The following is a 25,392-nucleotide window of genomic DNA, read 5'->3' as shown; positions in this document are numbered from 1 at the left end:
GGTGTCCGAGGTCGTACCCTTGCCGCTCGTGGGTGTCGGCGACGTCTCTAAGCGGATCCTGCTGGGACGCAAGCTGCGCAGCGCCCAGCTGGGCGAGACGTTGCTGCCCAAGAAGATCGCGCTCCCGGTCTTCGCCAGCGACGCGCTCTCGTCGGTCGCCTACGCGCCAGACGAGGTCTTCATCATGCTCTCGCTCGCGGGGTTCTCGGCCTACGTGTGGTCGTGGAAGATCGCGATCGCCGTGGCGCTGGTGATGGCGGCGGTCATCGCCTCCTACCGCCAGACCGTGCACGCCTACCCCAGCGGCGGCGGCGACTACGAGGTCGCCACCGTCAACCTGGGCCGGACCGCCGGCACCACCGTCGCCAGCGCCCTGCTGGTCGACTACGTGCTCACCGTCGCGGTGTCGATCTCCGCGGCCGCGCAGTACGCCGGGGCCGCCATCCCTGTCCTGCACAACCACGAGGCCACCGTCGGCGCGGTGATGGTGGTGGTGCTGATGGCGATGAACCTGCGCGGCATCCGCGAGTCGGGCACCTTCTTCGCCGTCCCCACCTACGCCTTCATGGCGGCGGTGATCGGCACCTGCCTCTACGGGTTCCTGCAGCTCGCCGGGGGCACGCTGCCCGACGTCGAGAGCGCCAACCTGACGATCGTGCCCGACGAGAACTACGAGGGGTCGCTGACGACCTTCGCGCTGCTGTTCCTGCTGGCGCGGGCCTTCTCGTCCGGCTGCGCGGCGCTGACCGGCGTCGAGGCGATCAGCAACGGCGTCCCGGCGTTCCGCCGACCCAAGAGCCGCAACGCCGCGACCACGCTGCTGCTGCTCGGCTCGATCGCGATCACGATGATGGTGAGCGTCATCGTGCTCGCCAAGCAGATGGGCCTGAAGTACGTCGACCCGAGCGAACAGGACCGGCTGCTCTACCCGGACGGGACGCCCGTGGGCGACGGCTACGAGCAGAACGCCGTCATCGCCCAGATCGCCAAGGCCGTCTTCTCCGACTTCTCGCCCGGTTTCTACGCCGTCGTCATCGTCACCGGGCTGATCCTGGTGCTGGCCGCGAACACGGCCTTCAACGGCTTCCCGGTGCTCGGCTCGATCCTGGCCAAGGACGGCTTCGCGCCGCGGGCCCTCGGCTCGCGCGGCGACCGGCTGGCCTACTCCAACGGCATCGTCTTCCTGGCCGTGATGGCGATCGTGCTGATCGTGGCGTTCAACGCCGAGACCACCCGGCTGATCCAGCTCTACATCGTCGGCGTCTTCGTCTCCTTCAACCTCAGCCAGGCCGGGATGATCCGGCACTGGACCCGCAAGCTGACCACCGAGCGCGACCCGGCCACCCGCCGCCGGATGCAGCGCTCGCGCGTCATCAACGCCATCGGCCTGTCGTTCACCGCCGTGGTGCTGGTCGTCGTCCTGATCACCAAGTTCCTCGCCGGGGCGTGGATCACGCTGCTGGCCATGGCGTTCTTCTTCGCCGTCATGCGCCGCATCAAGGGCCACTACGACGACGTCAGCGACGAGCTCGCCGCCGACGAGGGCGACAAGGTGCTGCCCACGCGGGTGCACGCGATCGTGCTGGTCGGCAAGATCCACAAGCCCACGCTGCGGGCGGTGGCCTTCGCCAAGGCCTCGCGCCCCAACGTGCTCGAGGCGGTCTACGTCGCGGTCGACCCGGACGACACCACGGCCCTGGTGGAGGCCTGGGAGCGGCGCAACCTCGGCGTCCCGCTCAAGCTGCTGCACTCGCCCTACCGCGAGCTCGTCAACCCGATCGTCGCCTACGCCAGCGAGATCCGCCGGGCCAACCCGCGCGGCGTCGTCGCGGTCTACATCCCCGAGTACGTCGTCGGCCGCTGGTGGGAGCAGTTCCTGCACAACCAGACCGCCCTGCGCCTCAAGGGCCGGCTGCTGTTCACCCCCGGCGTCATGGTCATCTCGGTGCCCTACCAGCTGCGCTCCTCCCAGCTCGCCGTCGACCGCAGCCAGCGCGGCGCCCAGCGCGTCCGCCCCGGCGACCTCCGCCGCGGCCAGGTCGATGAGCGGAAGTCGCGCCGGGGCCAGGTCAACCGCTAGTTGTTCGGCTGCCGGGCCCGGGGTGGCCGTGTGTCAGTTACCGAGTCCGGTCGCGGACCAGTCACCAGCTCACCGCTGGGTCGGGCTGGCTCGGGGTGGCGGTGTGTGAGTTACCGAATCGGGTCGCGGAACGGTCACCAGCTCACCGCTGGGTCGGGCTGGCTCGGGGTGGCGGTGTGTGAGTTACCGAATCGGGTCGCGGAACGGTAACCAGCTCACCGCTCGACGGGGCTGGATCGGGGTAGCGGTGCGCCAGTTACGGAATCAGGTTGCGGAACGGTGAGTAGGTCACCGCCCAGCAGACCGGGCCCAGCGGGCGGTGAGTGGGCCACGGTCTGTGTCCGTCGGACGGTGGCTGGTGCACCGCCCGACGGGGCCGGGCCGGTGTAGCGGTGCGTGGGCCACGGTTCGGGACGCGCGGACGGTGGCTGGTGCACCGCCCGACGGGGCCGGTCCGGGGTGGCGGTGCGTGGGCCACGGTTCGCGGCGGTCAGACAGTGGCTGGTGCACCGCCCGACGAGGCGTGGCCGCCTGTCACGCTGGGCGGGTGAGTCGTGGTCCGGCACAGAACCACCGAAGGTCGCCCAAACGGCGTCGCGCACCCCGCGGCCCGTCGGTCGTCGGGCAGCGCTTCGAGGTCGAGGTGGGTCCGGTGGCCCACGGCGGGCACTGCGTGGCCCGCGTCGACGGCCGGGCGGTCTTCGTGCGCCACGCGCTGCCGGGGGAGCGGGTCGTCGTCGAGGTCACCGAGGGCACCGAGGGCGACCGGTTCTGGCGTGCGGACGCCGTCGAGGTGCTCGCCGCCTCGGCGCACCGGGTGCCGGCGCCGTGCCCCGTGGCGGGTCCCGGGGGCTGCGGCGGTTGCGACCTCCAGCACGTCGAGGTCGCCCACCAGCGCGAGCTCAAGGCGGCGGTCGTGGCCGAGCAGCTGCGGCGCGTCGCCGGCCTCGACGTCGAGGTGACGGTCGAGGCCGTGCCCGGCGACGTCGACGGGCTCCGCTGGCGCACCCGGCAGCGCTACGCCCGCCTGCCCGACGGTCGCACCGCGATGCGCAAGCACCGCTCCCACGACCTGGTGCCGGTCGAGGACTGCCTCATCGACGCCCACCGGCCGCCCGCGACCACCGTGCACGACGTCGGCTTCGAGGTCGCCGAGGGCGGGTTCTGGCAGGTGCACCCCGGCGCCCCGACGGCGCTCGTGGACGCCGTCCTGGAGGCCCTCGACCCGCAGCCGGGCGAGTCCGCGCTCGACCTCTTCGCCGGCGTCGGGCTGTTCTCGCGGTTCCTGCTCGAGCGCGTCGGGGACGCCGGCCGCGTCGTCGCCGTCGAGGGCGAGCCCGCCGCGGCCCGGCTGATCGGCGTCAACGCCCCGGGAGCCGAGGCGCTCACCGGCGACGTCGCCGCGACGCTGGCCGGCGCGGACGTCGCGCCGGAGGTCGACCTCGTCGTCCTCGACCCGCCGCGGGTCGGCGCCCGCCGCGAGGTCGTCGAGGCGGTCGTCGCCCGACGCCCGCGCGCCGTGGCCCACGTGGCCTGCGACCCGGCCGCGCTCGCCCGCGACGTCGCGCTGTTCGCCGAGCACGGCTACCGGCTCGACGGGCTGCGCGCCCTCGACCTGTTCCCGATGACGCACCACGTGGAGTGCGTGGCCCGACTCGTCCCGGGCGGCCGGTCGTGAGCACGACCCGCCTGGTCGACCTCAGCCACGTCGTCGAGCACGGGATGACGACCTACCCCGGGCTGCCGGCGCCCGAGATCGGCGTCCACCTCGGGTTCGAGGAGTCGGCCGACCACTACGCGCCGGGCACCGAGTTCACCATCGGGCGCATCGCGATGGTCTCGAACACCGGCACCTACCTCGACACGCCCGGTCACCGCCACCGTGGCGGCCACGACCTCGCGGGCCTGCCGCTGGAGCGGTGCGCCGACCTGCCGGCCGTCGTGGTCGACCTCCCCGACCGCGTCCGGGCCTTCGACGCCGCGACCTTCGGGGCGGACCTGCCGCTGGCCGGCGCCGCGGTGCTGCTGCGCACCGGCTGGAGCCGGCACTGGCGCACCGCTCACTACGGCGACGCCGACCACCCGTTCCTCACCGAGGACGGCGCCCGGCACCTGGCCGGGGCCGGGGCCGCGCTGGTGGGCATCGACGCCGTCAACATCGACGACACCCGCGGCGGCGAGCGGCCGGCGCACACGGTGCTGCTCGGGGCCGACGTGCCGGTCGTCGAGCACCTGACCGGGCTGGCCGCCCTGCCGGCGCGCGGGGCGCGGTTCACCGCCGTCCCGCCGGCCGTCGTCGGCCTGTGCACCTTCCCGGTGCGGGCGTTCGCCGTCGTCAGCGGATGACGTCGTAGACCAGCTTCTGGATGCCGTTGGAGTAGGTCTCGTTCTCGACCAGGCGCAGCATCTGCTTGTCCTTGTCGGTCTCGCTCCACATCCGCTTGCCGGCGCCGAGCAGCACCGGGAACTGCAGCAGGTGGTAGCGGTCGACCAGGCCGGCGTCCGCGAGGGCGCGGCCGAGGGTGGCGCTGCCGTGCACGCTGATCGGGCCGCCGTCGGTCTCCTTGAGCGCGGCGACGTCGTCCAGCGAGCGCAGGATCGTGGCGGGCCAGCGCTCGTCGTCGGACTCGAGGGTGGTCGAGACGACGTAGCGCGGCATCGTGTTGTAGCCGGCGAACTCCTCGGTCATCGTCGGCCACACCGGCGCGAACGCCTCGTAGCTGACGCGGCCCATGAGCAGGGCGCCGGCCTCCTTCTGCTCGCGGTCCTTGAGCTCGTAGGCGGCGGGGTCGAAGACGAGGTCGTGGAACGTCCAGCCCGCGTTGCGGTAACCGGGCTCGCCGCCGGGGGCCTCGACGACGCCGTCCAGGGAGACGAAGGTGGTGACGATCAGCGTGCGCATGTCGATCTCCTGCAAGGGGGTTGAGGTGTGGTGCCTGCTGGCATCCTCTCCACGAACCGCCACCCGCGGACACGACACCCCCGTCACAGATTTCTCGAGAGGACTCCCCGTGCCCATCTCCCTCGACAAGGTCCAGTCCACCGCTCCCGGACTGGTCGACCTCGCCAAGACCGCGAAGGTCAGCCTGGAGAAGCGCAACCTGTTCGGCACCCGCGCGAAGGTCGCGGTGGTCATGGACTACAGCGGCTCGATGACGCGGGAGTACCGCGAGGGACGGGTGCAGAGGCTGACCGAGCGCATCCTGGCGCTGGCCACCCAGCTGGACGACGACGGCGCCATCGACTTCTTCGTCTTCGACTCCACCGCCGCCCACCTCGGCGAGGTGCCGCTCGACAACTACGCCGGCGCCGTCGACCGGCTCACGCAGGGACGCCGCATGGGCACCACCGACTACGCCGGCGCCTTCCGCGTCGTGCGCGACCACTTCGGCTTCGCGCCGCCGAAGCTCGCCGGTGGCGAGAAGAAGGGCCTGTTCGGTCGCAAGAAGAAGGTCGAGGGCGCCGTGGACGTCGCCCTGCCCGACAACCTGCGCCCCGCCTCCGAGCCGGTCTTCGCGATCTTCCTCACCGACGGCGCCCCCAACTCCAAGCCGCAGGCCGTGCAGGCCCTCATCGAGGTCTCCACCGCCCCGATCTTCTGGAAGTTCCTCTCCATCGGCCGCGAGTCGTTCGACTTCCTCCAGCAGCTCGACGACCTCGAGCAGCGCGTCATCGACAACGCCGACTACAAGCCCATCGGCTCCATCGACGCGCTCTCCGACGAGCAGCTCATCGACGCCCTGCTCGACGAGTACGGCGAGTACGTCACCGAGGCCAAGCGCCTCGGCATGCTGGCGTAACCACCGAGGGACCCGGCCACCCACCCGCCGCCCCGCAGGATCCGGACCGAGCGCCAGCGAGACCGACCGCAGCGGAGAACGGTCAGCCTGTTCGCGGCGCATGAAGGCGCCGCGGGCACGCGCCGAAGCGAGGTACGAGCGGAGGCGCAGATGTCACCGCCGCGAGGCGTAGACCCGACGGACGACGTCCTCGACGTCGGGCTCCTCGATGGCGAGGTCGAGGACCTCGGCGTGGCGGGAGACCTCGGTGAGGACACGGGCGGCGGTGGTGGCGCCGGGGTCGAAGGCGAGGCGGTGGCGCAGGCCGCCGCCCTCGCTGTCGACGTGCCGGGTGCCGGGCACGGTGAGGTCGGGCACCGGCTCGGCGAGGTCGACCACCATCACCCGCTCGGCGCCGACGGTGGCCGAGAGGCCGGCGAGGGTGCCGTCGAAGACGAGCGAGCCGCGGTCGACGAGCAGGATGCGGTCGCACAGCCGCTCGACGTCGCCCATGTCGTGGGTGGTGAGCAGCAGGGTGGTGCCGTGGCTGCGCCGCTCGGCCACGAGGAACTCCCGTAGCCGCTGCTTCGACAGCACGTCGAGCCCGATGGTCGGCTCGTCGAGGATCACCAGCCGCGGCGAGTGCAGCAGCGCGGCAGCCACCTCGGCGCGCATCCGCTGACCGAGCGAGAGCTGCCGCACCGGCGTGCCCAGGAACTCCTCCAGCTCGAGCCGCTCGACCAGCTCGTCGGTGCGGTCGCGCTCGGCGGCGGGGGACAGGGAGTGGATGGCGGCCAGGATGCGCAGCGACTCCCGCACCGGTAGGTCCCACCACAGCTGGGTGCGTTGGCCGAAGACGACGCCGACCTCGCGCGCCAGCCGACGCCGGTCGGGCACCGGCCGCAGGCCGCAGGTGGTCACCTCGCCGCGGGTGGGCACGAGGATGCCGGTGAGCATCTTGATCGTCGTCGACTTGCCGGCGCCGTTCGCGCCGATGTAGCCGACCGCCTCCCCGGCCGCCACCGAGATCGACAGGTCGTCGACGGCGACGACGGTGCGGCGCCGCAGGCCCTCGCGCACGGTGAAGTCCCGGCCGAGACCGCGGCTGTGAATGATCGGATCATTGCCGGCGCCGATCGCCTCCGGAGCGGATCTCATCCGCCACCTCCTTGGTAGTGCCGCACCCCGACGCGCCAGCTGAGCGCGGCCAGCAGCCACGCCCACACGACGGCGAGCGGCGTCGTCCAGCCGATCCAGCCCGGCAGGCCGAGCTGCTGGGCGCCGTCCAGGTCGAGCAGCGTCACCACGGGCAGGAACGCGGTGAACGCCATCGGGAAGAAGAAGCCGAACAGGACGACGAGCGGTCGGCCCCACACCGTCGCGGGCTGGGAGGCGGCGTAGCGGCCGCCGTAGACGAAGGCGTTGGTGGCCTCGGCGCCGTCGACGAGGAAGAACTGCACGCCGCCCGCCCACACGAACATGGCCGCGAAGGTCAGCGGCGCGCACACCAGCGCGAGCGCCAGCAGGCCGACGGCCCCCACGCCCCAGTCGACGTCGTTGACCACCAGCGCGACGACGAGCGCGACCAGCGCGACGGCGGCCCGGGCGAGGCGCCGCAGCTGCAGGTCGCTGGTGATCAGCTGCATCAGCAGCGGCTGCGGGCGCAGGTAGAACACGTCGAGCGTGCCGGCGCGCAGGTAGGTCGGGATGTTGTCGCAGTGACCGACCACCAGGTCGGCCAGCGAGAAGCCGAGGTCGGCGATCGCGAAGACGAGCAGCACCGCCTTGAGGTCGAGCCCGCCGAGGCTCTCGACCTGCACGTAGAGCACCGCCACCTCGGCCAGCTCGACCAGCCCGACCAGGAGGCTGCTGGCGACGTCGGTGCGGAAGCTCGCCCGGTGGCTGCGCTGCGAGCGCACGCGCGAGGCGAGGACGGCGCGGTAGGGCGCCGTCCGCTCGCGCCACGCGAGGCCGGTGGCGCTCATCCGCCCTGCACCTCCAGACGGCGCCGCCCGGCCCGGGTCAGGCCCTGCCCGGCCGCCACGGTCGCCGCGAGCCAGGCCAGCTGCACGAGCACGTGGACGACGCCGCCGGCGAGGTCGACGCGCCCGGAGAGGACGTCGGTCGGGTACATCAGCATCGCCGGGAACGGCGTCGCGCTCGCCACCACGACGAGCCAGTCGGGGAAGAACCAGATCGGCAGGTACAGGCCGGCGAGGAAGCCCGAGACGATCATGTAGAGCAGCTGCAGGCCCCGGGTCTCGACGAGCCAGAACCCGGTGGTGGCCAGCAGGTAGACGGTGGTCGCCGAGACCGTCACGGCCAGCAGGATGCTGAGCACCCCGAGCGGGTAGACGAGCGGGTCGTCGGGCAGCGGGACGCCGACCACCACCGCGCCGATCGTGAACGTCGGCAGGCCGCGGGGCAGGAACGCGAAGAGCGAGCGGCCGACCTCGGTGGCCACGAACGCTCCCTGCACGTCGACCGGCCGCATCAGGTCGACCGCGACGTCGCCGTCCTTGATGCGGTCGGCCAGGTCGCTGCGCCCGTTGAGGTTGACCGAGCCGAGCATGCCCTGGCTGATCCACACGTAGGCCGCGACGGCGCCCAGGTCGTAGCCCTGCAGCTCACCGCCGGCGGCGCGCACCGCGGCGAACAGGATCGCCACCTTCAAGAAGCCGAACGTGGTGTTGGCGACCAGGCCGCCGAGCGCCGCGAGCCGGTAGGTCGACTGGCGCCGGAAGCCGGCGACGAGGAGCCGCCGGTAGACCCTCCCCGCTGCGCGCACAAGCGCGAGAACCTACCCGCGACCCGACGCGCGCGCCAACGGCTTCTGCTCTCGCTCGACGTCATGTATCTTGATATCGAGACACTTTGGGGAGGCCCGGGTTAGGGCTGCCTCACTACCCGCGGCAACCGTCGCGGCGGCAGGATGGACGACGTCCGCCAGCACGGGACCACACGAGGAGACGGCAGATGGCCAGCAAGGACAGCTTCGGCGCGAAGAGCACCCTCGACGTCGGCGGCACGTCGTACGAGATCTACCGCCTCGACGCGGTGAAGGGCGACGACCTGCGCGACGGCTCCGTCGCCAACCTGCCCTTCAGTCTCAAGGTGCTGCTCGAGAACCTGCTGCGCACCGAGGACGGCGCCAACATCACCGCCGACGACATCCTCGCGATCGCGGGCTGGGACGCCGACGCCGAGCCCAGCACCGAGATCCAGTTCACCCCGGCGCGGGTGATCATGCAGGACTTCACCGGTGTGCCGTGCGTGGTCGACCTCGCCACGATGCGCGAGGCCATGGCCGAGCTGGGCGGCGACCCGTCCCGCATCAACCCGCTCGCCCCGGCCGAGATGGTCATCGACCACTCCGTCATCGCCGACGTCTTCGGCTCGGCCGACGCCTTCGAGCGCAACGTCGAGATCGAGTACGAGCGCAACCGCGAGCGCTACCAGTTCCTGCGCTGGGGCCAGGGCGCCTTCGACGACTTCAAGGTCGTCCCGCCGGGCACCGGCATCGTGCACCAGGTCAACATCGAGCACCTCGCCCGCACCGTGATGGTGCGCGAGGTGGACGGCGAGCAGGTGGCCTACCCCGACACCTGCGTCGGCACCGACTCCCACACCACGATGGTCAACGGCATCGGCGTGGTCGGCTGGGGCGTCGGCGGCATCGAGGCCGAGGCGGCCATGCTCGGCCAGCCGGTCTCGATGCTCATCCCGCGCGTGGTCGGCTTCAAGCTGAACGGCGACCTGCCGCCCGGCTCCACCGCCACCGACCTGGTGCTCACGATCACCGAGATGCTGCGCGAGCACGGCGTGGTCGGCAAGTTCGTCGAGTTCTACGGCCCCGGCGTCTCGGCGCTGCCGCTGGCCAACCGCGCCACGATCGGCAACATGAGCCCCGAGTTCGGCTCTACCATCGCGGTCTTCCCGATCGACGACCAGACCATCGACTACCTGCGCCTGACCGGCCGGCCCGACGAGCAGCTCGCGCTCGTGGAGGCCTACGCCAAGGAGCAGGGCCTGTGGCACGACCCCGAGGCCGAGCCGCGCTTCTCCGAGCGCCTCGAGCTCGACCTGGCGACCGTCGTCCCCAGCCTCGCCGGTCCCAAGCGCCCACAGGATCGCGTGGCCGTCACCGACGCCAAGCAGTCGTTCCGCTCCTCGCTGGCCGACTACGTCGAGGAGGACGGCGACCAGTCGGGCTACGACGAGTCCGTCGCGGAGACCTTCCCGGCCTCCGACCCCGCCACCAGCAACGGCGGCGGCGACGCCGCCCCGCCGAGCAACCACCTCACCTCGGCCGGCAACGCCGAGGGTCGTCCGAGCCGCCCCACCCGGGTGCGCCTGGAGGACGGCAGCGAGTTCGAGATCGACCACGGCGCGGTCACCATCGCCGCGATCACCTCGTGCACGAACACCTCGAACCCGTCGGTGATGATCGGCGCCGCGCTGCTGGCCAAGAACGCCGTCGACCGCGGCCTGCAGCGCAAGCCGTGGGTCAAGACCACCCTCGCGCCGGGCTCGCAGGTCGTCTCCGACTACTACGACCGCGCGGGCCTGACGCCCTACCTCGACAAGCTGGGCTTCAACCTCGTCGGGTACGGCTGCACCACCTGCATCGGCAACTCCGGCCCGCTGATCCCCGAGGTCTCGGCCGCGGTCAACGAGGCCGACCTCGCCGTCACCTCGGTGCTCTCGGGCAACCGCAACTTCGAGGGCCGCATCAACCCCGACGTGAAGATGAACTACCTGGCCAGCCCGCCGCTGGTGGTGGCCTACGCCCTCGCCGGGTCGATGGACGTCGACCTGTTCGAGGACCCGCTCGGCCAGGACACCGACGGCAACGACGTCTACCTCAAGGACATCTGGCCCTCGCCGGCCGAGGTCGACCGCGTCGTCGGCGAGGCCATCAGCTCGGAGATGTTCGGCGACCGCTACGCCGACGTCTTCGCCGGCGACGAGCGGTGGCGCTCGCTGCCCACGCCGGAGGGCGACACCTTCGAGTGGGACCCCGACTCCACCTACGTGCGCCGCCCTCCCTACTTCGACGGCATGCCCGCCGACCCGGAGCCGGTCGCCGACATCACCGGCGCGCGGGTGCTGCTCAAGCTGGGCGACTCGGTCACCACCGACCACATCAGCCCGGCCGGCGCCATCAAGAAGGACAGCCCGGCGGGCACCTACCTCGCCGAGCACGGCGTCGGGCAGCGCGACTTCAACTCCTACGGATCGCGCCGCGGCAACCACGAGGTCATGATCCGCGGCACGTTCGCCAACATCCGGCTGCGCAACCAGCTGGCGCCGGGCACCGAGGGCGGCTTCACCCGCGACTTCACCGCCGACGACGGCCCGGTCGCCACGATCTACGACGCCGCGCAGTCCTACGCCGAGGCGGGGACGCCGCTCGTCGTGCTCGCCGGCAAGGAGTACGGCTCCGGCTCCTCACGCGACTGGGCGGCCAAGGGCACCGCGCTGCTCGGCGTCCGCGCCGTGATCGCGCAGAGCTACGAGCGCATCCACCGCTCGAACCTGATCGGCATGGGCGTCGTCCCGCTGCAGTTCCCCGACGGCAAGACGGCCGACGACCTCGGCCTGACCGGCGCCGAGGTGATCTCGATCAGCGGCCTGACCGCGCTCAACGACGGAGAGACGCCGCGCACCGTGACGGTGCGGGTCGAGCCGGCGCCGGGCACCGACATGGAGCACGGCGAGACCAGCGAGTTCGAGGCCACCGTGCGCATCGACACCCCGGGCGAGGCGAGCTACTACCGCCACGGCGGGATCATGCAGTACGTGCTGCGCAGCCTGCGCGACGGTCAGTCCGACGCGGAGTGAGCGAAGAAGCGCCACGCGCCGTCTGAGACGACGGTGACCTCGCCCTCGACGACGACCAGCGCGCCGGCGTCGTCGAGGGCGTAGGCGTCGTGGCCGATGCTGGCCGCCCACTGCTCGGCCTCGGCCATCGAGTTGCCCGGCTGCCCGTCGGGCGCGAGGTGCGGGAAGATCGCGACGTCGACCAGGCCGAGCGTGGTGTCGTCGTCGGGGTCGGCGCCCGGTGCATGCCACTGCGTGAACTCGTGGCCGACGCGCGGCGCCAGCACCATGCTGCCGGCGCTCAGCCCGACCCAGACGACGTCGTCGAGGTCGGGCAGCAGGTCGGCCAGCCCCGACTCCCGCAGCCAGTGCGCGAGGTAGAGGACGTCGCCGCCCCCGACCAGCAGCACGTCGGCCTCACGCACCCACCCCTCCCACCGCTCGCGGTCGAGGCTGGGCAGCGCGGTCAGCTCGAGGACGCCGACGCTCGCCCAGCCCAGGTTCGTCATCGCGCCGGGCCCCTCGCCGGTCACGAACCGGAAGGCGTGCTCGGGCGTGCACCACGGGTGGGCGTAGGTCGCGGTCGGGATCGCCAGCGCCCGGCACTCCGCGACGGGATTGCCGAGCAGGTCGACCAGCGCGAGCTCGATGCTCGGGTTCGTGACCCCTCCGGAGGTCAGCAGCAGCTTCACAGGGCCCAGTATCGGGCGGCGTCCGGTCGTGCGGCCTCGTTCGTGGGGAGGACCCGGCGACGCGCGCGCCGGGTGCGTGGCGGCGGGGTGGGCCGGTGCCACGATGGTCCGGTGATGCGTCGACGCCTGGCCGCCCTCGCCGTCCCGATCTGCGTGCTGGCGCTCTCCCTGAGCGCCTGCGGCGACGACGACGAGCCCACCGACGCCTCCGGGACGCCGACCGGCGAGACCTCGACCGCGCCGACGACCGAGTCGACCGAGGCCACCGACGCGACCGAGCCCACCGCCCCGAGCGAGCCCACCGAGTCGGTGTCGGAGTCGGAGTCGACCGAGCCCACGGAGGCGACCGACGAGACCCCGGAGCCGACCACCGCCGTGCCGCCGTCCGACCCGCCCACCGCGCCGCCGTCCGACCCGCCGGCCCCGCCCGCCGACCCCGACGCGCCGGCGACGACCTACGCCGAGGCCGAGCAGCGCCTCGACGACCTCGGCCAGGAGCCGGTCGACCTCGACCGCTTCGAGACCCCCACGGGCATCTACTGCCTGCTCTCCTCCGACTTCCTCACCGGCTGCGAGCTCGCCGGCGGCGGCGTGCCCGACCCCGCCGTGTGCGGCAACGACGGACCCAGCCAGAACGTCGGCCGCATCGAGTTCGGCGGCGGCGACCCCGAGCCGGTCTGCAACAGCGACACCATCCGCGAGCCGGGCGCGAAGAGGCTGCCGCTCGACTCCGTGGCCCGCTCCTCGACCAGCGGCATCACCTGCCTGGCCCAGCGGGTCGGCGTCACCTGCATCGACCCCGGCCGCACCCAGGGCTTCTTCCTCGGCCCGGACGAGTACCACGTCTTCAGCGCCTGACCGCCCGGCCCGGGGGCTCAGGCCCGCGTGACTAGCGTGGGTCTCATGATCGTCGCGTTCAGCATCAGCCCGTCCGGCGGGGACGACGAGGGCGGGGTCTCCGAGGCGGTCGCCGCCGCGGTGCGGGTGGTCCGCGAGTCGGGCCTGCCGTGCGAGACCAACGCCATGTTCACCAACGTCGAGGGGGAGTGGGACGAGGTCATGGACGTCGTCCGCCGCGCCGTCGACGTCGTCGCGGCCGTCGCGCCGCGGGTGAGCCTGGTGCTCAAGGCCGACATCCGGCCCGGCCGCACCGGCGAGCTGACCGGCAAGGTGCAGCGGCTCGAGGCGGCGCTCGCGGCCGGCCAGGGTCAGGCGTGATCAGCGAGACCCGCGCGTTCCGCACCGGCGGCGAGGAGGTCGTCCTCGACATCACCGACGCCTGCCGCGACTTCCTCGGCGGCACCGGTGAGCGGGAGGGCCTGCTCAGCCTGTTCGTGCCGCACGCCACCGCGGGCATCGCGATCATCGAGACCGGCGCCGGCTCGGACGACGACCTGCTCGCCGCGCTGGGCGACCTGCTGCCCGCCGACGACCGCTGGCGCCACCGCCACGGCAGCCCCGGGCACGGCCGCTCCCACGTGATGCCGGCCATCGTGCCCCCGCACGCCACCGTCCCCGTGCTCGGCGGCCGCCTCGCGCTCGGCACCTGGCAGAGCGTCTGCCTCGTCGACCTCAACGTCGACAACGTGGTGCGCGAGGTGCGCTTCAGCCTGCTGTCCTGACGGGCGGTGACCGCCGTCGGTGCGGACGTCGGCGTGACCGGTGCGGGGTCTCGAGGCTCGGCCGTGGCCGGCCTCGCACCTCGACCATCGTCGGGGTGGCCCTCACGGTGGTCGAGGTCGTCGGGATGGCCCCCACGGTGGTCGAGGTCGTCGGGGTGGCCCTCACGGTGGTCGAGGTGCGAGGAGCCCTGGCGACGAGCCTCGAGACCCCCGGCCCCCCGTGGTCAGGTCCCCGAACGGCGGGACGGGTCCAGCGGTCGCCTGCGAACACGTGTTCGACTACAGTCCGAACCATGCCCTCGTCCGTCGCCCCGCCCGGCTGGCCCGCCGGCGTCCGGGCGCCCGACGTCGAGCGGTGGGAGCAGACGGCGGAGGCGTGGCTGCTCGACCAGTGCCCGCCGGAGTACCGCGGCTACCCGGCGCTGCGCAAGCACGTCGTCGTCCTGGCGCGGTTCGCGCTGCTGCACGTGGAGGCGATGCAGGCGGCCTGCCGGCGCGGGCTGAGCGAGACCCGTGGTGCGCTGCGCGGCGTGGCGCCGCACGACGTGGTCGACGCCGCGATCGAGGTGTGGCTCAGCGAGGACGCCCGGCTCTCGCGCGTGCGCCGTGAGGTCGGGCTGGTCGAGGAGGCGCTGCGCGGCACCCGGTTCCGGGCGCGGCTCTGACCGGTCGGCCGGCGGGGTGACCCGGTCGGGCCATGGGCAGCGGCGGTGATCGCTGCCAGGTTGGCCGGGTGAGCGACGGCAGCACGACCGAGACCCGCTTCGCGCTGGTCCTCAACGGCGGGGTCAGCCTGGCGGTGTGGATGAGCGGCGTCGTCCACGAGCTCGACCGGCTGCGCCTCGCCTCCGCGGGCTCACCACCCCGTGACGCCGCGGAGCAGGCCGTGCACGACGCGTGGCGCGTGGTGCTCGAGCAGACCGGCCGCTCGGTCGTGGTGGACGCCGTCGCCGGCACCAGCGCGGGTGGCCTCAACGGCACGCTGCTGGCCACCGCGCTCGCCCGCGGCGCGGCCCTGCCCCACCTCGAGCCGGTGTGGGGCGACCTCGCCTCGCTGCAGCGCGACGCCCTGCTGCGGGCCGATCCCGAGGGCGCCCCGTCGGTGCTCGACGGCGACTACTTCGCCCGCTCGGTGGCGGGCGTGGTCGACGCGATCGTGCCCGAGCCCGGCGTCGATCCCGTCGAGTGCACCCTGCTGGTCACGGCCACCGCGCTGCGGCCGGCTCCGCGCCGCTACCGGCTCGAGGGCGGGCTCGAGGCGTGGGCGGTCGACAGCCGCCGCGTCTACCGGTTCCAGCGCCGCCTCGACGCCACCGGTGCCGTCGAGGCCGACGACTTCGTCGCCGCGGCGCCCGGCGGCGAGCCGGACGACGTCCCGCCCGTCGTCTCCCAGGCCGCGCGGGCGTCGGCCGGGTTCCCGGTGGCCTTCGAGCCGGTGTGGGAGAGCGCCGCCCTGCGGGGCCGGCGCCGCGACCGCCGCGACGACGACCCGCCCACCTGGCTGATCGACGGCGGCGTGCTCGACAACGCCCCGTTCGAGCCGCTGCTCGACGAGCTGCGCGACCGCTCGGTCGCGGCGCCGTTCGAGCGCGTCGTCCTCTACGTCACCCCGAGCGTGGCGGGCGCGGGCGCGCCGTGGACCTCGGGCATGGCCCCGGACGCCGCGCGGGTGCTCGGCGCGGTGGTGGGCGCCGTCCGCGAGCCCGACCAGCGCGACGACCTCGAGACGCTGGGGGAGTCGTTCGCCCGCGCCGCGTTCACCCGGGCCGGCGCCCACCACCTGCTGGCCGACCTGCTGTCGCCGACGGCGGCACCGCTGCTCACGCCGGCCGCGGCCCGCACGGCCGCCCTCGCGGTCTTCCCCGCCTACCGCGCGCGGCGGCTCGAGGAGGCCGAGCGGTGGCTGCTCGACCTCGGGCGCCCGCCCCGGCTCCAGCCGCCGCCCCCGCTCGAGCTGGGTGGCCGCGCCTGGCCCGTGGTGCCGGGCGCCGCGACCCTCGACCCCGCCGCCTGGCACTGGGGGCTGCCGGCCGCCGCGCGGGTGCTGCGCTGGTGGGGCCGGGCGCTGGTGCTCGCCAGCCGCGCGACGCCGCGGCTGACCGCGGCCTTCGCCACGCTCGACCGGGCGCAGCGCACCGTGCGCACGCTGCGCCGCGAGGAGGAGTCGCGCCTGCGGGCCCTGCTCGACGGCGACGCCACGCCCGCCGTCCGGCTCGCGGCCCTGGTCGAGGTGCACGCCGGGCTGGACGCCGCCGCGACCGTTGCGGCGCTGCTCGCCGACGTCACCGACGCGGTCGCCGCGGCGTGGGACGGCGGCCTCGACGGCTCGACGCTCGCGCAGCTCTCGCTCGACCTCGAGGTGCTGGCGTGCGCCCTCTCCCTCGACACCGGCGACCGGCCGGGCTTCCGCTACCGCCAGGTCACGCCCGCGGCTGCGCCGTTGCTGCCCGTCGAGGCCACCGGCTACGGCGACTGGCCGGCGCGCAAGCTCTACGGCGAGCGCTGGAACCACTTCGGCGCCTTCGCCTCACGCACCGGCCGCGAGCACGACTGGCTGTGGGGACGGCTGGACGGCGCGAGCGCGCTGTGCGAGTACCTCGTCGGCCCCGGGTTCGCCGCCGACCCCGCCTGCCAGGAACTGGCGCGGGCGATCGCCGCGGCCGAGGTGACCCCGGCGGAGGGGGAGACCGTGCTCGCCGCCGTCGCGCGGGGGGCGGAGACCGCGTACCGCACCGGGCCCGGCGACCTGCTCGACGCCCTCCTCGGCCAGGACCCCGACCGCCCCGGCGACGCGCTCGACCTGCTGATCGACACCGTGCCCGAGGTGCTCGGCACGGTGGCGGGCGCCGGACCGTTCCTGGAGTGGGTGCTGGCGCGCGACGTCGACGGCGACGACGTGCCGCCCGGCGCGGGCATCGGCGACCGGCTGCAGCTGCGACTGGCCCGCCTCGCCACCGCGCCGGTGCGGTTCTACCTCGACCGGCGGGTCGACGCGCTCACCGACGACTGATCTCGCCGAGGCGTCAGGGCAGCGGGTCGGCCGACCCGAGGCGCCACACCGCGAGGCCGTGCAGGCCGAGCTCGCGGGCGAGGGTGACGCGCTGGCGGTAGGAGCGGGCGTCAGCCCACCACAGCGTGCTGCCGTCGGGCAGCCGCGCCGACCACTCGCCCTCCGTCGCGTGCCACACCGGCCGGACGCCGGCCGCGGCCGCCATGGCGCGGGCTCCACCCGGCTTGACGGTGCGGCCGCGGCGCGACGTCCCCTCGCCCGGCCACAGGTAGCCGTAGCCGGCGACGCCGAGGTCGAGCCTGGACGCCGGCACCCGGGTCAGCGCCGTCCGCACCGACGCGCGCTGCCAGGCCAGGGCGCCCACCGCGCCGGGGCCCGACCAGCCGGGGCCGTGCTGGTCGTAGGCCATCAGCTGGACGACGTCGACCGCCCGGCCGAGGGCGCCGAGGGCGTAGCCGCGCTCGCGGTAGGACCGCAGCGAGGTGCTGGCGCTGATGTCGATGCTCACGGTGCGGGCCGGCGGCATCGCCTGCTGCAGCGCCGTCACCAGCCGCACCAGTCCGCCGGCGTCGCCCTCCCGCACCAGCTCGAGGTCGACGTTGACGCCGTCCCACCCGCCGCTCCGGACCAGGGTGGCCAGCCGCTCGGCGACGCGTCGGATCGCCGCCGGGCTCGACAGCAGCCGGTGGGCGCGGCGCTCGTCGAAGCCGCCGAGGCCGTTGCTGTAGTTGCTGAGCAGCAGCTCGGTGCGCAGCCCCTGCCGCGCCGCCACGCCGCGCAGCCGCGTCATGTCGCGCGTGGGGGCGCCCACCGACCGGCCGTCGGCGCTCAGCGGCACCGCGGCGATCGTGACCGTGGTCAGCGCGTCGGCGTCGCGCCGCACCACCTCGGCCGGCGTGCTGCCGAGCGCGTAGCCGGTGACGGCGAGGCCGTCGTCCGCGCGGCTCGCAGGCTGACGGACGGCGGCGCCGGCCGGTGCCGGCAGCGCGGGGACGACGAGGAGGGTCGCGACCAGCGCGAGAGCGGTTCGACGCATGGGCCTAGCGTGGCACGGTGCCCTCCTTCGCCTGCGTGCTGATCGTCGACCGACGCGGCTGGCTGCTGCTGCAGGAGCGCGACGAGCACGCGCCCATCGACCCCGAGCGGTGGGGCATCTGCGGCGGCCACGTCGAGGAGGGCGAGGACGTCGAGACCGCCGCCCGCCGTGAGCTGCGGGAGGAGACCGGGCTCGAAGTCCCCGCCGCTGCGCTGCGCCACGTGACGACGCGCGAGGTCTTCCACGCCGCGTACGGCACCACCGACCCGGTGCACGTCTACGCCGCCGGGCTCGACCTCACCGACGACGACGTCGAGTGCCACGAGGGACGACGCATCGTCTTCGTCGAGCCCGCCACGCTCGGCGACCTGCCGCTGACCCACTCCGCCTCGCTCGTGCTGCCCGACGTCGTGGACGGCGACCTCCACCGCGAGCTGTGGTTCACCGCCGTCGGCGAGACCCGCTACGCCTGCGCCACGCTCGTCGACCCCCGCGGCCGGCTGCTGATGCAGGAGCGCGACGAGCACGCCGTCGTCGCGCCCGAGATGTGGAGCCTGCCCGGCGGCGGGCTCGAGCCCGGCGAGGACTACCGCACCGCCGCCCGGCGCGAGCTCGCCGAGGAGACCGGCGTCGACCTGCCCGCCGAGGCGCTCGAGCTGGTAGGGCGCTGGCGGTTGCCGGTGAGCGCCGAGGGTCCGGCGGCCGAGTTCGAGGTCTACGCCGCGGCCACCGACCTCGACGACGACGGCGTCGAGTGCCACGAGGGACGGCAGATGGTCTTCGTGCACCCCGACGACGCCGCCGGGCTCCTGCTCGGCCGACCGGCGCGGGTGATCCTGCCCGACCTCGTCGCCTCCGACGTCTACCGCCGGGCTGTGGGGGCGACGGCATGACCGACCACACCACCGGCGTCCGGCTGAACGTGCACCCCGTGCCTGGGCACGGCGCCGAGGACGTCGTGGTGGTGCCGTCGGGCCGGCACGAGGGCGCGGTGATCACCGGCACCGACGACGGCTCGGTGTGGCGGGTCAGCCACGACGGCGCCCGCATCGACCTCGTCGCCCGCACCGGCGGCCGCCCGCTCGGTCTCGAGCTCGACCCCGACGGGCGGCTCCTGGTTTGCGACGCCCACCGCGGCCTGCTGCGCGTCGACCTGCGCGATGGCGCGCGCGCGGTCGAGGCGGTGACCGGCGAGGTCGACGACGTCCCCATGCGGTTCTGCAACAACGCCGCGATCGCCGCCGACGGCACGGTCTGGTTCTCCGACTCCTCCACCCGCTACGGCATCGAGCGGTGGAAGGACGACTTCGTGCAGGACACCCGCACCGGGCGGCTTCTGCGCCTCGCCCCCGACGGCCGGGTGGACGTCGTCCTCGACGGCCTGGCCTTCGCCAACGGCGTCGCGCTCTCTCGGGCCGAGGACTTTGTGTGCGTGGCCGAGACCGCCGCCCGCACCGTCGTCCGGCACTGGCTCACCGGGCCGCGCGCCGGCCAGCGCGACCTGCTGTGCGACGACCTGCCCGGCTACCCCGACAACATCGCCCGCGGCAGCGACGGGTTGGTCTGGGTCACCATCGCCAGCCCCACCGACCCGGTCGTCGAGCGGCTGCAGTCGGGCCCCGTCGCCCTGCGGCGGCTCGCGACGAAGGTGCCCGCCCGGCTGCAGCCCCAGCCGCAGCGCACCGTGCGTGTGCAGGCCTACGACGACACCGGCCGGCTGGTGCACGACGTGCAGGTCGACCCCGACACCCAGCGCCGCGGCTACCACATGGTCACCGGCGTCCGCGAGCACGACGGCCGCGTCTGGCTCGGCAGCCTCGAGGAGCCCGCCGTCGCCGTCCTGACCCTCTGACCGCACCGGCGCGGCCCCCGGTCCGGACCGGCGGCAGGAGTCACCGGATACCCGGTAGCTCCTGACGTTCTCAGCCGGAACTTCGGCCGAGAACGTCAGGAGTCGCCGGTGAACCGGTGACTCCTGCGACCGGGGCGACGCGCGTCTCACCCGGACGTGGCACCCGCCGCCGACTTCCCCCGTAAACTCGCCGACATGCCCCTCCTGGAGTCGATCACCGAGCCGCGTGACCTGCGTGGGCTCGACGACGACCAGCTGGCGGCGCTGGCCACCGAGATCCGCGACCTGCTGGTGCGCTCGTGCGCGAAGGTCGGCGGGCACCTCGGGCCCAACCTCGGCGTCGTCGAGCTGACGCTGGCGCTGCACCGGGTCTTCGACTCCCCGCACGACCGCATCGTCTTCGACACCGGCCACCAGGCCTACGTGCACAAGATGGTCACCGGCCGCGCGGGCCAGTTCGACCGGTTGCGCACCGAGGGCGGGCTGTCGGGCTACCCCAGCCAGGCCGAGTCGGTGCACGACATCGTCGAGAACTCCCACGCCTCCACCTCGCTCAGCTACGCCGACGGGCTGGCCAAGGCCTACCGGGTGCGCGGCGAGGACCGGCACGTCGTCGCGGTCATCGGCGACGGCGCGCTCACCGGCGGCATGGCCTGGGAGGCGCTGAACAACATCGCCATCGCCCAGGACAGCCGCCTGGTCATCGTGGTCAACGACAACGGCCGCTCCTACACGCCCACCGTCGGCGGCCTCACCACCGCGCTCACCAGCCTGCGCACCAACCCGCGCTACGAGCACTTCCTCGACCTGGTCAAGAAGCGGCTCACCTCGGTCAAGGGCGTCGGCCCGGCCGCCTACGACGCGCTCCACGCCATGAAGAAGGGCCTCAAGGACGCGCTCGCGCCCCAGGGCCTGTTCGAGGACCTCGGCCTGAAGTACGTCGGCCCCATCGACGGCCACGACCGGGTCGCGGTCGAGCAGGCGCTCGCCCAGGCCAAGCGCTTCAACGGCCCCGTCATCGTGCACGCGCTCACCCACAAGGGCTTCGGCTACGAGGCCGCCGAGCGGCACGAGAAGGACCAGTTCCACCAGATCGGGCCGTTCGACGCCGAGACCGGCGAGGCCACGCCCAAGGGCCGCATCTGGACCGACTTCTTCTCCGAGGAGGTCGTCGCCATCGGCGCCGAGCGCCCGGACGTCGTGGCCATGACCGCCGCGATGATGCACCCGGTCGGCCTCGACGGCTTCAACGCCCGCTTCCCCGAGCGCACCTTCGACGTCGGCATCGCCGAGCAGCACGCCGTCACCTCCGCCGCCGGCCTCGCGATGGGCGGGCTCCACCCCGTCGTCGCCATCTACGCCACCTTCCTCAACCGCGCCTTCGACCAGGTGCTGATGGACGTCGCCCTCCACCGCTGCGGCGTCACGTTCGTCCTCGACCGCGCCGGCGTCACCGGCGACGACGGCGCCAGCCACAACGGCATGTGGGACATGTCGATGCTGCAGGTCGTGCCGGGCCTCCGCCTGGCCGCGCCCCGCGACGGCACCCGCGTGCGCGAGCTGCTGCGCGAGGCCGTCGACGTCGACGACGCACCCACCGTGCTGCGCATCCCCAAGGGCTCGCCGCCCGACGACCTGCCCGCCGTCGACCGGGCCGGCGGGGCCGACGTCCTGGTGCGCGACGGCGCCCGCGACGTGCTGGTCGTCGCGGTCGGCGCGATGGCCACCACCGCGGTGCAGGTGGCCGGCCGGCTGCGCGACCAGGGCATCGGCGTCACCGTCGTCGACCCCCGCTGGGTCAAGCCGGTCGACCCCGCGATCGTCGAGCTGGCCCGCGACCACCGCCTCGTGGTCAGCCTCGAGGACAACGGCGTCATCGGCGGCTGCGGCGCCGTCCTGCTGCAGACGCTCGTCGCCGCCGGGGTCACCACCCCGGTGCGCATCCACGGCATCCCGCAGCAGTTCCACGACCACGCCAACCGCGCCGTCATCCTCGAGCGCATCGGCCTGGGCGCGCAGGACCTGGCCCGCGGCATCGTCGAGGAGATGAGCACCGGCGTCGACGGCCTCAGCGGGTCGGCCACTGGGGGAGCCGTCGCCGATGCCGACGTCGAGCAGCAGCCCCGCGGCTAGCCGCCCTCGCGGGCGCCGTGCCGGCGCCGCAGTGGCGCTCGCCCTCGCGCTGCTGGTCCCCGCGGCCTGCTCCGGCGCCGACGAGGCCCCGACCGACGGGTCGCAGGGCGCCGACGCGACGCCGTACGCCGAGCCCAGCCTGCCGCCGCCGGCCACGCCCTCGTCCGAGCCGACGCCCGGCAAGCGACACCCGGGTCCGAGACCGCCCGACGTCCCGACCGTCACCGCCGACCTCGCCACCGTGCTGACGGGGGTGCTGCGCCGCCGCGCGGACGCCGTCGTCACCGGCGACCGTGGCGCGTTCCTCGACGTGCTCACCGCCGACCCCGGCCTGCGCGAGCGCGAGGGCGGCTACTTCGACAACCTCGTGCAGCTGCCGCTCGCCACCTTCGACTACGAGCTGCTCCCCGAGAGCCTGGTGCGCGCCGACCGCGGCTACTGGGCCGTCGTCGAGGTCACGATGCAGCTCGACGGCTTCGACGACCTGCCGGTCACCACCCTCGACCGCTACCGCCTGGTGCCCGCCGGGCGCGGCTGGCGGCTCGCCTCCACCACCGACCCCCGGTGGGAGCGCTCGAACGCCACCGCGCGCCAGCCGTGGGACCTCGAGCCGGTCGTGGTGCGGCGTCAGGGCAGCGTGCTCGGCGTCTTCGACCGGGGCACGCTCGCCCGCGCCCCCGAGCTGATGGACGCCGTCACGTCCGGTCTCAGCGACGTCGCGGCCCGCGTGCCCTACGACTGGTCGCGCAGCGCGGTCTTCTACGCCCTGAGCGACCCGCGGTTCCTCGACGGCTTCGAGAACCTGCCCGGCGGCGACCCCGACGCCCTCGACGGCGTCGCGTTCACCGTGCCCGCCGGCCCGGGCGACGCCACCGCGGCCGCCACCCGGTTCGTGCTCAGCCCGGCCCTGATGAGCGGGCCGCGCCGCAGTCCCGACGTCCTCGGGCGGCTGGTGCGCCACGAGCTGGCGCACCTGGCCATCGGCGGCAACGACGACGTCGCGCCCGTCTGGCTGGTCGAGGGCCTGGCCGAGTGGGTCTCGGTGCAGGCGCTGCCGGTCGAGCGGCGCCGGGTGCCCGACAGCGTCGTCCGCGAGGTGCGCGACGGCGTGCGCGAGATGCCCGACGAGGCCTCCTTCAACGACGGCCAGGCGCAGATGCACTACGCGCTGGCGTGGTGGGTGTGCGAGTGGCTGGCGCTCACCTACGGCGACGACGTCCCGTGGGCCTTCCTCGACGCCTTCGCGAGCCTGTCGGGCGGGCGGGGTGACGACGGCGGTGGTGGCGGCGGTCGTGCCGAGGAGGACCGTGTGGTCGAGCAGGTGCTCGGCCTGAGCACCGACGAGCTGGCCCGCCGCGGCGCCGCGCTGCTGCTCGAGACCTACGACCGCGAGCCGGCGCCGTCCGAGGGCCCGAGCGGGTCGCCCAGCCCGTCGGGCACGCCGTCCGACGGCGGCCCCAGCCGCGGCGCGGACGCGCCGTCACCCACCCCCGGCGGCTGACGACCGGCCCCCTACCCTTGGTAGGTGAGCAGCGAGCGACTGGTGCACATCGTCGACGAGGTCGTCGGCCTCGACGGCGACACGCCGCTGACGATGGTCGTGGCCCTCGACGGGTTCCTCGACGCCGGCCGCGCCGGCGCCCTCGCCGCGCAGCACCTCGCCGACCTCTCCGGCGGCGGGTCGGTCGTGGCCACCTTCGACGTCGACCAGTTCCACGACTACCGCGCCCGGCGTCCGGCGATCTCGTTCGTGCGCGACCACTACGAGTCCTACGACGCGCCCCGGCTCGTCGTCCGCCTGCTGCGCGACGCCGGCGGCACGCCCTACCTGCTGCTGCACGGCCCCGAGCCCGACAACCGCTGGGAGGCCTTCGCCCGCGCGGTGCGCCAGGTCGTCGAGCGGCTCGACGTCGCGCTCGTGGTAAGCGTCGGCTCGGTGCCGATGGCGGTGCCGCACACCCGCCCCATCGCGCTGACCCAGCACGCCAACAACCCCGAGCTGATCCGCGAGGAGAGCCCGTGGCAGGGCGAGCTGCGGGTGCCGAGCAGCGCGCAGGGGCTGCTCGAGGTGCGGCTGGGCGAGTGGGGTCTCGACGCGCAGGGCTTCGTGGCCCACATCCCGCACTACCTGGCCCAGCTCGACTACCCGCGTGCCTCGGTGGCGCTGCTCGAGGCCGTCGAGCGGGCCGGCCGGCTCACCGTCGACCTCACCGCGCTCCGCGCGGCCGCCGAGGAGCGCGAGACCGAGATCGGCCGCTACCTGGCCGCCAACGAGGAGGTCGGCGACGTCGTCGCGGCCCTCGAGCGGCAGTACGACTCCTTCGCGCAGGCCGAGGCCGAGGGCTCCAGCCTCCTCGCCGAGGACCAGCCGCTGCCCACCGGGGAGGACCTCGGCCGTCAGTTCGAGCAGTTCCTGGCCGGCCTCGACGGCCCTGACGGCGCCGAGGGCCGCGAGCGCCCGGACGACGACCAGTGAGCGACGTCCCCGCCGACGAGGCGGCGGCCGAGCTGGTCTCGCTGCTCGACCTCGAGTACCTCGACGTCGACCTGTTCCGCGGCCGCCAGCCGGCCTCGACCCGTCAGCGGGTCTACGGCGGCCAGGTCGCGGCGCAGGCGCTCATCGCGGGAGCGCGCACCGTGCCGGGCCGCGACGGCGTCGCCTTCCACGTGCACTCGCTGCACTCCTACTTCCTGCTGCCCGGCGACTACCAGGTGCCGATCATCTACGACGTCGAGCGCATCCGCGACGGCCGCTCGTTCGCCACCCGCCGCGTCATGGCCCGCCAGCACGGCCGGCCGATCTACTACCAGACCCTCAGCTTCCAGCGCACCGAGGAGGGCTTCGACCACCAGGACTCGATGCCCGCCACGCCGCCCCCGGACGCCGGCATCGACCTGCTCGACCTGATGCGCCAGGGCGGCAACGCCGAGGCCGACGCGCTGGGTCGGGAGTGGGCCGCGCTCGAGGTGCGGTGGCTGGGCAGCTCGGGCCACGGCATCGAGGTCGACCCCGCCCACCCGTCGCAGACCCGGATGTGGATCCGGGTGCGCGGCGCGATGCCCGACGACCCGCTGACCCACCTGGCCGCGTTCACCTACGCCAGCGACGTCTCGCTGCTCGGCGCCTCGCTCGCCGCGCACGAGGTGACGCCGCCGCAGGTGCAGATGGCCAGCCTCGACCACACGCTGTGGTTCCACCGGCCCTTCCGCGTCGACGACTGGTGGCTCTACGACCAGTGGTCGCCCTCGGCGTCCGGCGCCCGCGGCCTCTCGATCGGCCGGGTCTTCACCTCCGACGGCGCGCTGGTCGCCACCGCGGCCCAGGAGGGGCTCATCCGGCCGAGGAGCCGCTGAGCGAGGTCGGG

The 25,392-nt window shown here is 74.0% G+C and carries 22 protein-coding genes; 16 read left to right on the top strand and 6 right to left on the bottom strand.

Translation table 11 applies throughout. From position 1 onward, the window contains the following. The first annotated feature begins 28 nt into the window (after nucleotides 1–28). From ABEA04_RS12875 to ABEA04_RS12865, 3 genes are all read left to right on the top strand, one after another. A complete protein-coding gene (locus tag ABEA04_RS12875; protein ID WP_345458949.1) occupies nucleotides 29–2,080 on the top strand; it encodes an APC family permease in 2,052 nt (683 codons plus the stop codon). Between the two features lie 523 nt (nucleotides 2,081–2,603). Beyond that, nucleotides 2,604–3,758, top strand: a complete 1,155-nt coding sequence (locus tag ABEA04_RS12870) for a class I SAM-dependent RNA methyltransferase (protein ID WP_425577027.1) — start codon at nucleotides 2,604–2,606, stop codon at nucleotides 3,756–3,758. Next, the gene (locus ABEA04_RS12865) at nucleotides 3,755–4,426 is read left to right on the top strand and encodes a cyclase family protein (RefSeq protein WP_345458945.1); all 672 of its coding nucleotides are present in this window, start codon (nucleotides 3,755–3,757) and stop codon (nucleotides 4,424–4,426) included. Before ABEA04_RS12870 ends, ABEA04_RS12865 begins: the two co-directional genes overlap by 4 nt. Here the strand turns inward: ABEA04_RS12865 and ABEA04_RS12860 are convergent. Beyond that, nucleotides 4,416–4,982: a dihydrofolate reductase family protein gene (locus ABEA04_RS12860; RefSeq protein WP_345458943.1), complete on the bottom strand. Its 567-nt coding sequence runs from the start codon at nucleotides 4,980–4,982 to the stop codon at nucleotides 4,416–4,418. The genes ABEA04_RS12865 and ABEA04_RS12860 overlap by 11 nt on opposite strands. Nucleotides 4,983–5,091: 109 nt before the next feature. Here ABEA04_RS12860 and ABEA04_RS12855 point away from each other — a divergent pair, with 109 nt between their 5' ends. Next, nucleotides 5,092–5,880 (top strand): VWA domain-containing protein, encoded by a 789-nt coding sequence (locus ABEA04_RS12855; RefSeq protein WP_345458941.1) that lies wholly within the window; start codon nucleotides 5,092–5,094, stop codon nucleotides 5,878–5,880. A gap of 153 nt (nucleotides 5,881–6,033) precedes the next feature. Here the strand turns inward: ABEA04_RS12855 and ABEA04_RS12850 are convergent, their stop codons facing one another. The 3 genes from ABEA04_RS12850 to ABEA04_RS12840 are packed head-to-tail and all read right to left on the bottom strand — an operon-like array spanning nucleotide 6,034 to nucleotide 8,647. Continuing rightward, on the bottom strand, nucleotides 6,034–7,017 hold the full coding sequence (locus ABEA04_RS12850) for an ABC transporter ATP-binding protein (RefSeq protein ID WP_345458940.1): 984 nt from the start codon (nucleotides 7,015–7,017) through the stop codon (nucleotides 6,034–6,036). Then, nucleotides 7,014–7,844 (bottom strand): ABC transporter permease, encoded by an 831-nt coding sequence (locus tag ABEA04_RS12845; RefSeq protein ID WP_345458938.1) that lies wholly within the window; start codon nucleotides 7,842–7,844, stop codon nucleotides 7,014–7,016. The genes ABEA04_RS12850 and ABEA04_RS12845 overlap by 4 nt, the downstream gene beginning before the upstream one ends. Then, the gene (locus ABEA04_RS12840) at nucleotides 7,841–8,647 is read right to left on the bottom strand and encodes an ABC transporter permease (RefSeq protein ID WP_345458936.1); all 807 of its coding nucleotides are present in this window, start codon (nucleotides 8,645–8,647) and stop codon (nucleotides 7,841–7,843) included. Before ABEA04_RS12840 ends, ABEA04_RS12845 begins: the two co-directional genes overlap by 4 nt. A gap of 188 nt (nucleotides 8,648–8,835) precedes the next feature. Here ABEA04_RS12840 and ABEA04_RS12835 point away from each other — a divergent pair, with 188 nt between their 5' ends. Further along, entirely contained in the window at nucleotides 8,836–11,703 is a 2,868-nt protein-coding gene (locus ABEA04_RS12835) for an aconitate hydratase (protein ID WP_345458934.1), read from the top strand. Here ABEA04_RS12835 and ABEA04_RS12830 read toward each other — a convergent pair. Then, entirely contained in the window at nucleotides 11,685–12,374 is a 690-nt protein-coding gene (locus tag ABEA04_RS12830; protein ID WP_345458933.1) for a Type 1 glutamine amidotransferase-like domain-containing protein, read from the bottom strand. The genes ABEA04_RS12835 and ABEA04_RS12830 overlap by 19 nt on opposite strands. Nucleotides 12,375–12,485: 111 nt before the next feature. Here ABEA04_RS12830 and ABEA04_RS12825 point away from each other — a divergent pair, with 111 nt between their 5' ends. The 5 genes from ABEA04_RS12825 to ABEA04_RS12805 all read left to right on the top strand — a co-directional run bounded on the left by ABEA04_RS12825 (nucleotide 12,486) and on the right by ABEA04_RS12805 (nucleotide 17,006). Further along, entirely contained in the window at nucleotides 12,486–13,232 is a 747-nt protein-coding gene (locus tag ABEA04_RS12825) for a hypothetical protein (RefSeq protein ID WP_345458932.1), read from the top strand. Between the two features lie 45 nt (nucleotides 13,233–13,277). Next, nucleotides 13,278–13,592 (top strand): thiamine-binding protein, encoded by a 315-nt coding sequence (locus ABEA04_RS12820; RefSeq protein ID WP_345458930.1) that lies wholly within the window; start codon nucleotides 13,278–13,280, stop codon nucleotides 13,590–13,592. Continuing rightward, nucleotides 13,589–13,996: a YjbQ family protein gene (locus ABEA04_RS12815; protein ID WP_345458928.1), complete on the top strand. Its 408-nt coding sequence runs from the start codon at nucleotides 13,589–13,591 to the stop codon at nucleotides 13,994–13,996. The genes ABEA04_RS12820 and ABEA04_RS12815 overlap by 4 nt, the downstream gene beginning before the upstream one ends. Nucleotides 13,997–14,289: 293 nt before the next feature. Further along, nucleotides 14,290–14,661 (top strand): hypothetical protein, encoded by a 372-nt coding sequence (locus tag ABEA04_RS12810; RefSeq protein WP_345458927.1) that lies wholly within the window; start codon nucleotides 14,290–14,292, stop codon nucleotides 14,659–14,661. 68 nt (nucleotides 14,662–14,729) lie between these two features. After that, on the top strand, nucleotides 14,730–17,006 hold the full coding sequence (locus ABEA04_RS12805) for a DUF3376 domain-containing protein (RefSeq protein WP_345458925.1): 2,277 nt from the start codon (nucleotides 14,730–14,732) through the stop codon (nucleotides 17,004–17,006). A gap of 13 nt (nucleotides 17,007–17,019) precedes the next feature. On the opposite strand, the gene ABEA04_RS12800 is transcribed toward ABEA04_RS12805, so the two are convergent. After that, nucleotides 17,020–18,042, bottom strand: a complete 1,023-nt coding sequence (locus tag ABEA04_RS12800; protein ID WP_345458923.1) for a glycosyl hydrolase family 18 protein — start codon at nucleotides 18,040–18,042, stop codon at nucleotides 17,020–17,022. Between the two features lie 17 nt (nucleotides 18,043–18,059). Here ABEA04_RS12800 and ABEA04_RS12795 point away from each other — a divergent pair, with 17 nt between their 5' ends. From ABEA04_RS12795 to ABEA04_RS12770, 6 genes are all read left to right on the top strand, one after another. Next, the gene (locus ABEA04_RS12795; RefSeq protein WP_345458921.1) at nucleotides 18,060–18,935 is read left to right on the top strand and encodes an NUDIX domain-containing protein; all 876 of its coding nucleotides are present in this window, start codon (nucleotides 18,060–18,062) and stop codon (nucleotides 18,933–18,935) included. Further along, nucleotides 18,932–19,894, top strand: coding sequence for an SMP-30/gluconolactonase/LRE family protein (locus ABEA04_RS12790; RefSeq protein ID WP_345458919.1), 963 nt, complete (start codon nucleotides 18,932–18,934; stop codon nucleotides 19,892–19,894). The genes ABEA04_RS12795 and ABEA04_RS12790 overlap by 4 nt, the downstream gene beginning before the upstream one ends. A 195-nt stretch (nucleotides 19,895–20,089) precedes the next feature. Beyond that, complete coding sequence (dxs, locus tag ABEA04_RS12785; protein ID WP_345458917.1) at nucleotides 20,090–22,027, top strand: 1-deoxy-D-xylulose-5-phosphate synthase; 1,938 nt, start codon at nucleotides 20,090–20,092, stop codon at nucleotides 22,025–22,027. Nucleotides 22,028–22,058: 31 nt separating this feature from the next. After that, nucleotides 22,059–23,528 carry a hypothetical protein gene (locus tag ABEA04_RS12780; protein ID WP_345458915.1) on the top strand — a complete coding sequence of 490 codons (1,470 nt, stop codon included), beginning with the start codon at nucleotides 22,059–22,061 and terminating at the stop codon, nucleotides 23,526–23,528. Between the two features lie 24 nt (nucleotides 23,529–23,552). Further along, a complete protein-coding gene (locus ABEA04_RS12775) occupies nucleotides 23,553–24,503 on the top strand; it encodes a proteasome assembly chaperone family protein (protein ID WP_345458913.1) in 951 nt (316 codons plus the stop codon). Next, nucleotides 24,500–25,381: an acyl-CoA thioesterase gene (locus ABEA04_RS12770; protein WP_345458912.1), complete on the top strand. Its 882-nt coding sequence runs from the start codon at nucleotides 24,500–24,502 to the stop codon at nucleotides 25,379–25,381. The genes ABEA04_RS12775 and ABEA04_RS12770 overlap by 4 nt, the downstream gene beginning before the upstream one ends. The last annotated feature ends 11 nt before the right edge of the window (nucleotides 25,382–25,392 follow it).

The sequence above is a fragment of the Nocardioides marinquilinus genome (assembly GCF_039543705.1).
Classification (GTDB): domain Bacteria; phylum Actinomycetota; class Actinomycetes; order Propionibacteriales; family Nocardioidaceae; genus Nocardioides; species Nocardioides marinquilinus.
This window is presented reverse-complemented; position numbering and strand designations above follow the sequence as displayed.

What these genes read in the sequence shown, in the direction of transcription:
- ABEA04_RS12860 (WP_345458943.1), bottom strand. Translation starts at nt 4,982, where the DNA reads ATGCGCACGCTGATCGTCACCACCTTCGTCTCCCTGGACGGCGTCGTC.
- ABEA04_RS12850 (WP_345458940.1), bottom strand. Translation starts at nt 7,017, where the DNA reads ATGAGATCCGCTCCGGAGGCGATCGGCGCCGGCAATGATCCGATCATT.
- ABEA04_RS12845 (WP_345458938.1), bottom strand. Translation starts at nt 7,844, where the DNA reads ATGAGCGCCACCGGCCTCGCGTGGCGCGAGCGGACGGCGCCCTACCGC.
- ABEA04_RS12835 (WP_345458934.1), top strand. Translation starts at nt 8,836, where the DNA reads ATGGCCAGCAAGGACAGCTTCGGCGCGAAGAGCACCCTCGACGTCGGC.
- ABEA04_RS12820 (WP_345458930.1), top strand. Translation starts at nt 13,278, where the DNA reads ATGATCGTCGCGTTCAGCATCAGCCCGTCCGGCGGGGACGACGAGGGC.
- ABEA04_RS12810 (WP_345458927.1), top strand. Translation starts at nt 14,290, where the DNA reads ATGCCCTCGTCCGTCGCCCCGCCCGGCTGGCCCGCCGGCGTCCGGGCG.
- ABEA04_RS12800 (WP_345458923.1), bottom strand. Translation starts at nt 18,042, where the DNA reads ATGCGTCGAACCGCTCTCGCGCTGGTCGCGACCCTCCTCGTCGTCCCC.
- ABEA04_RS12790 (WP_345458919.1), top strand. Translation starts at nt 18,932, where the DNA reads ATGACCGACCACACCACCGGCGTCCGGCTGAACGTGCACCCCGTGCCT.
- dxs (WP_345458917.1), top strand. Translation starts at nt 20,090, where the DNA reads ATGCCCCTCCTGGAGTCGATCACCGAGCCGCGTGACCTGCGTGGGCTC.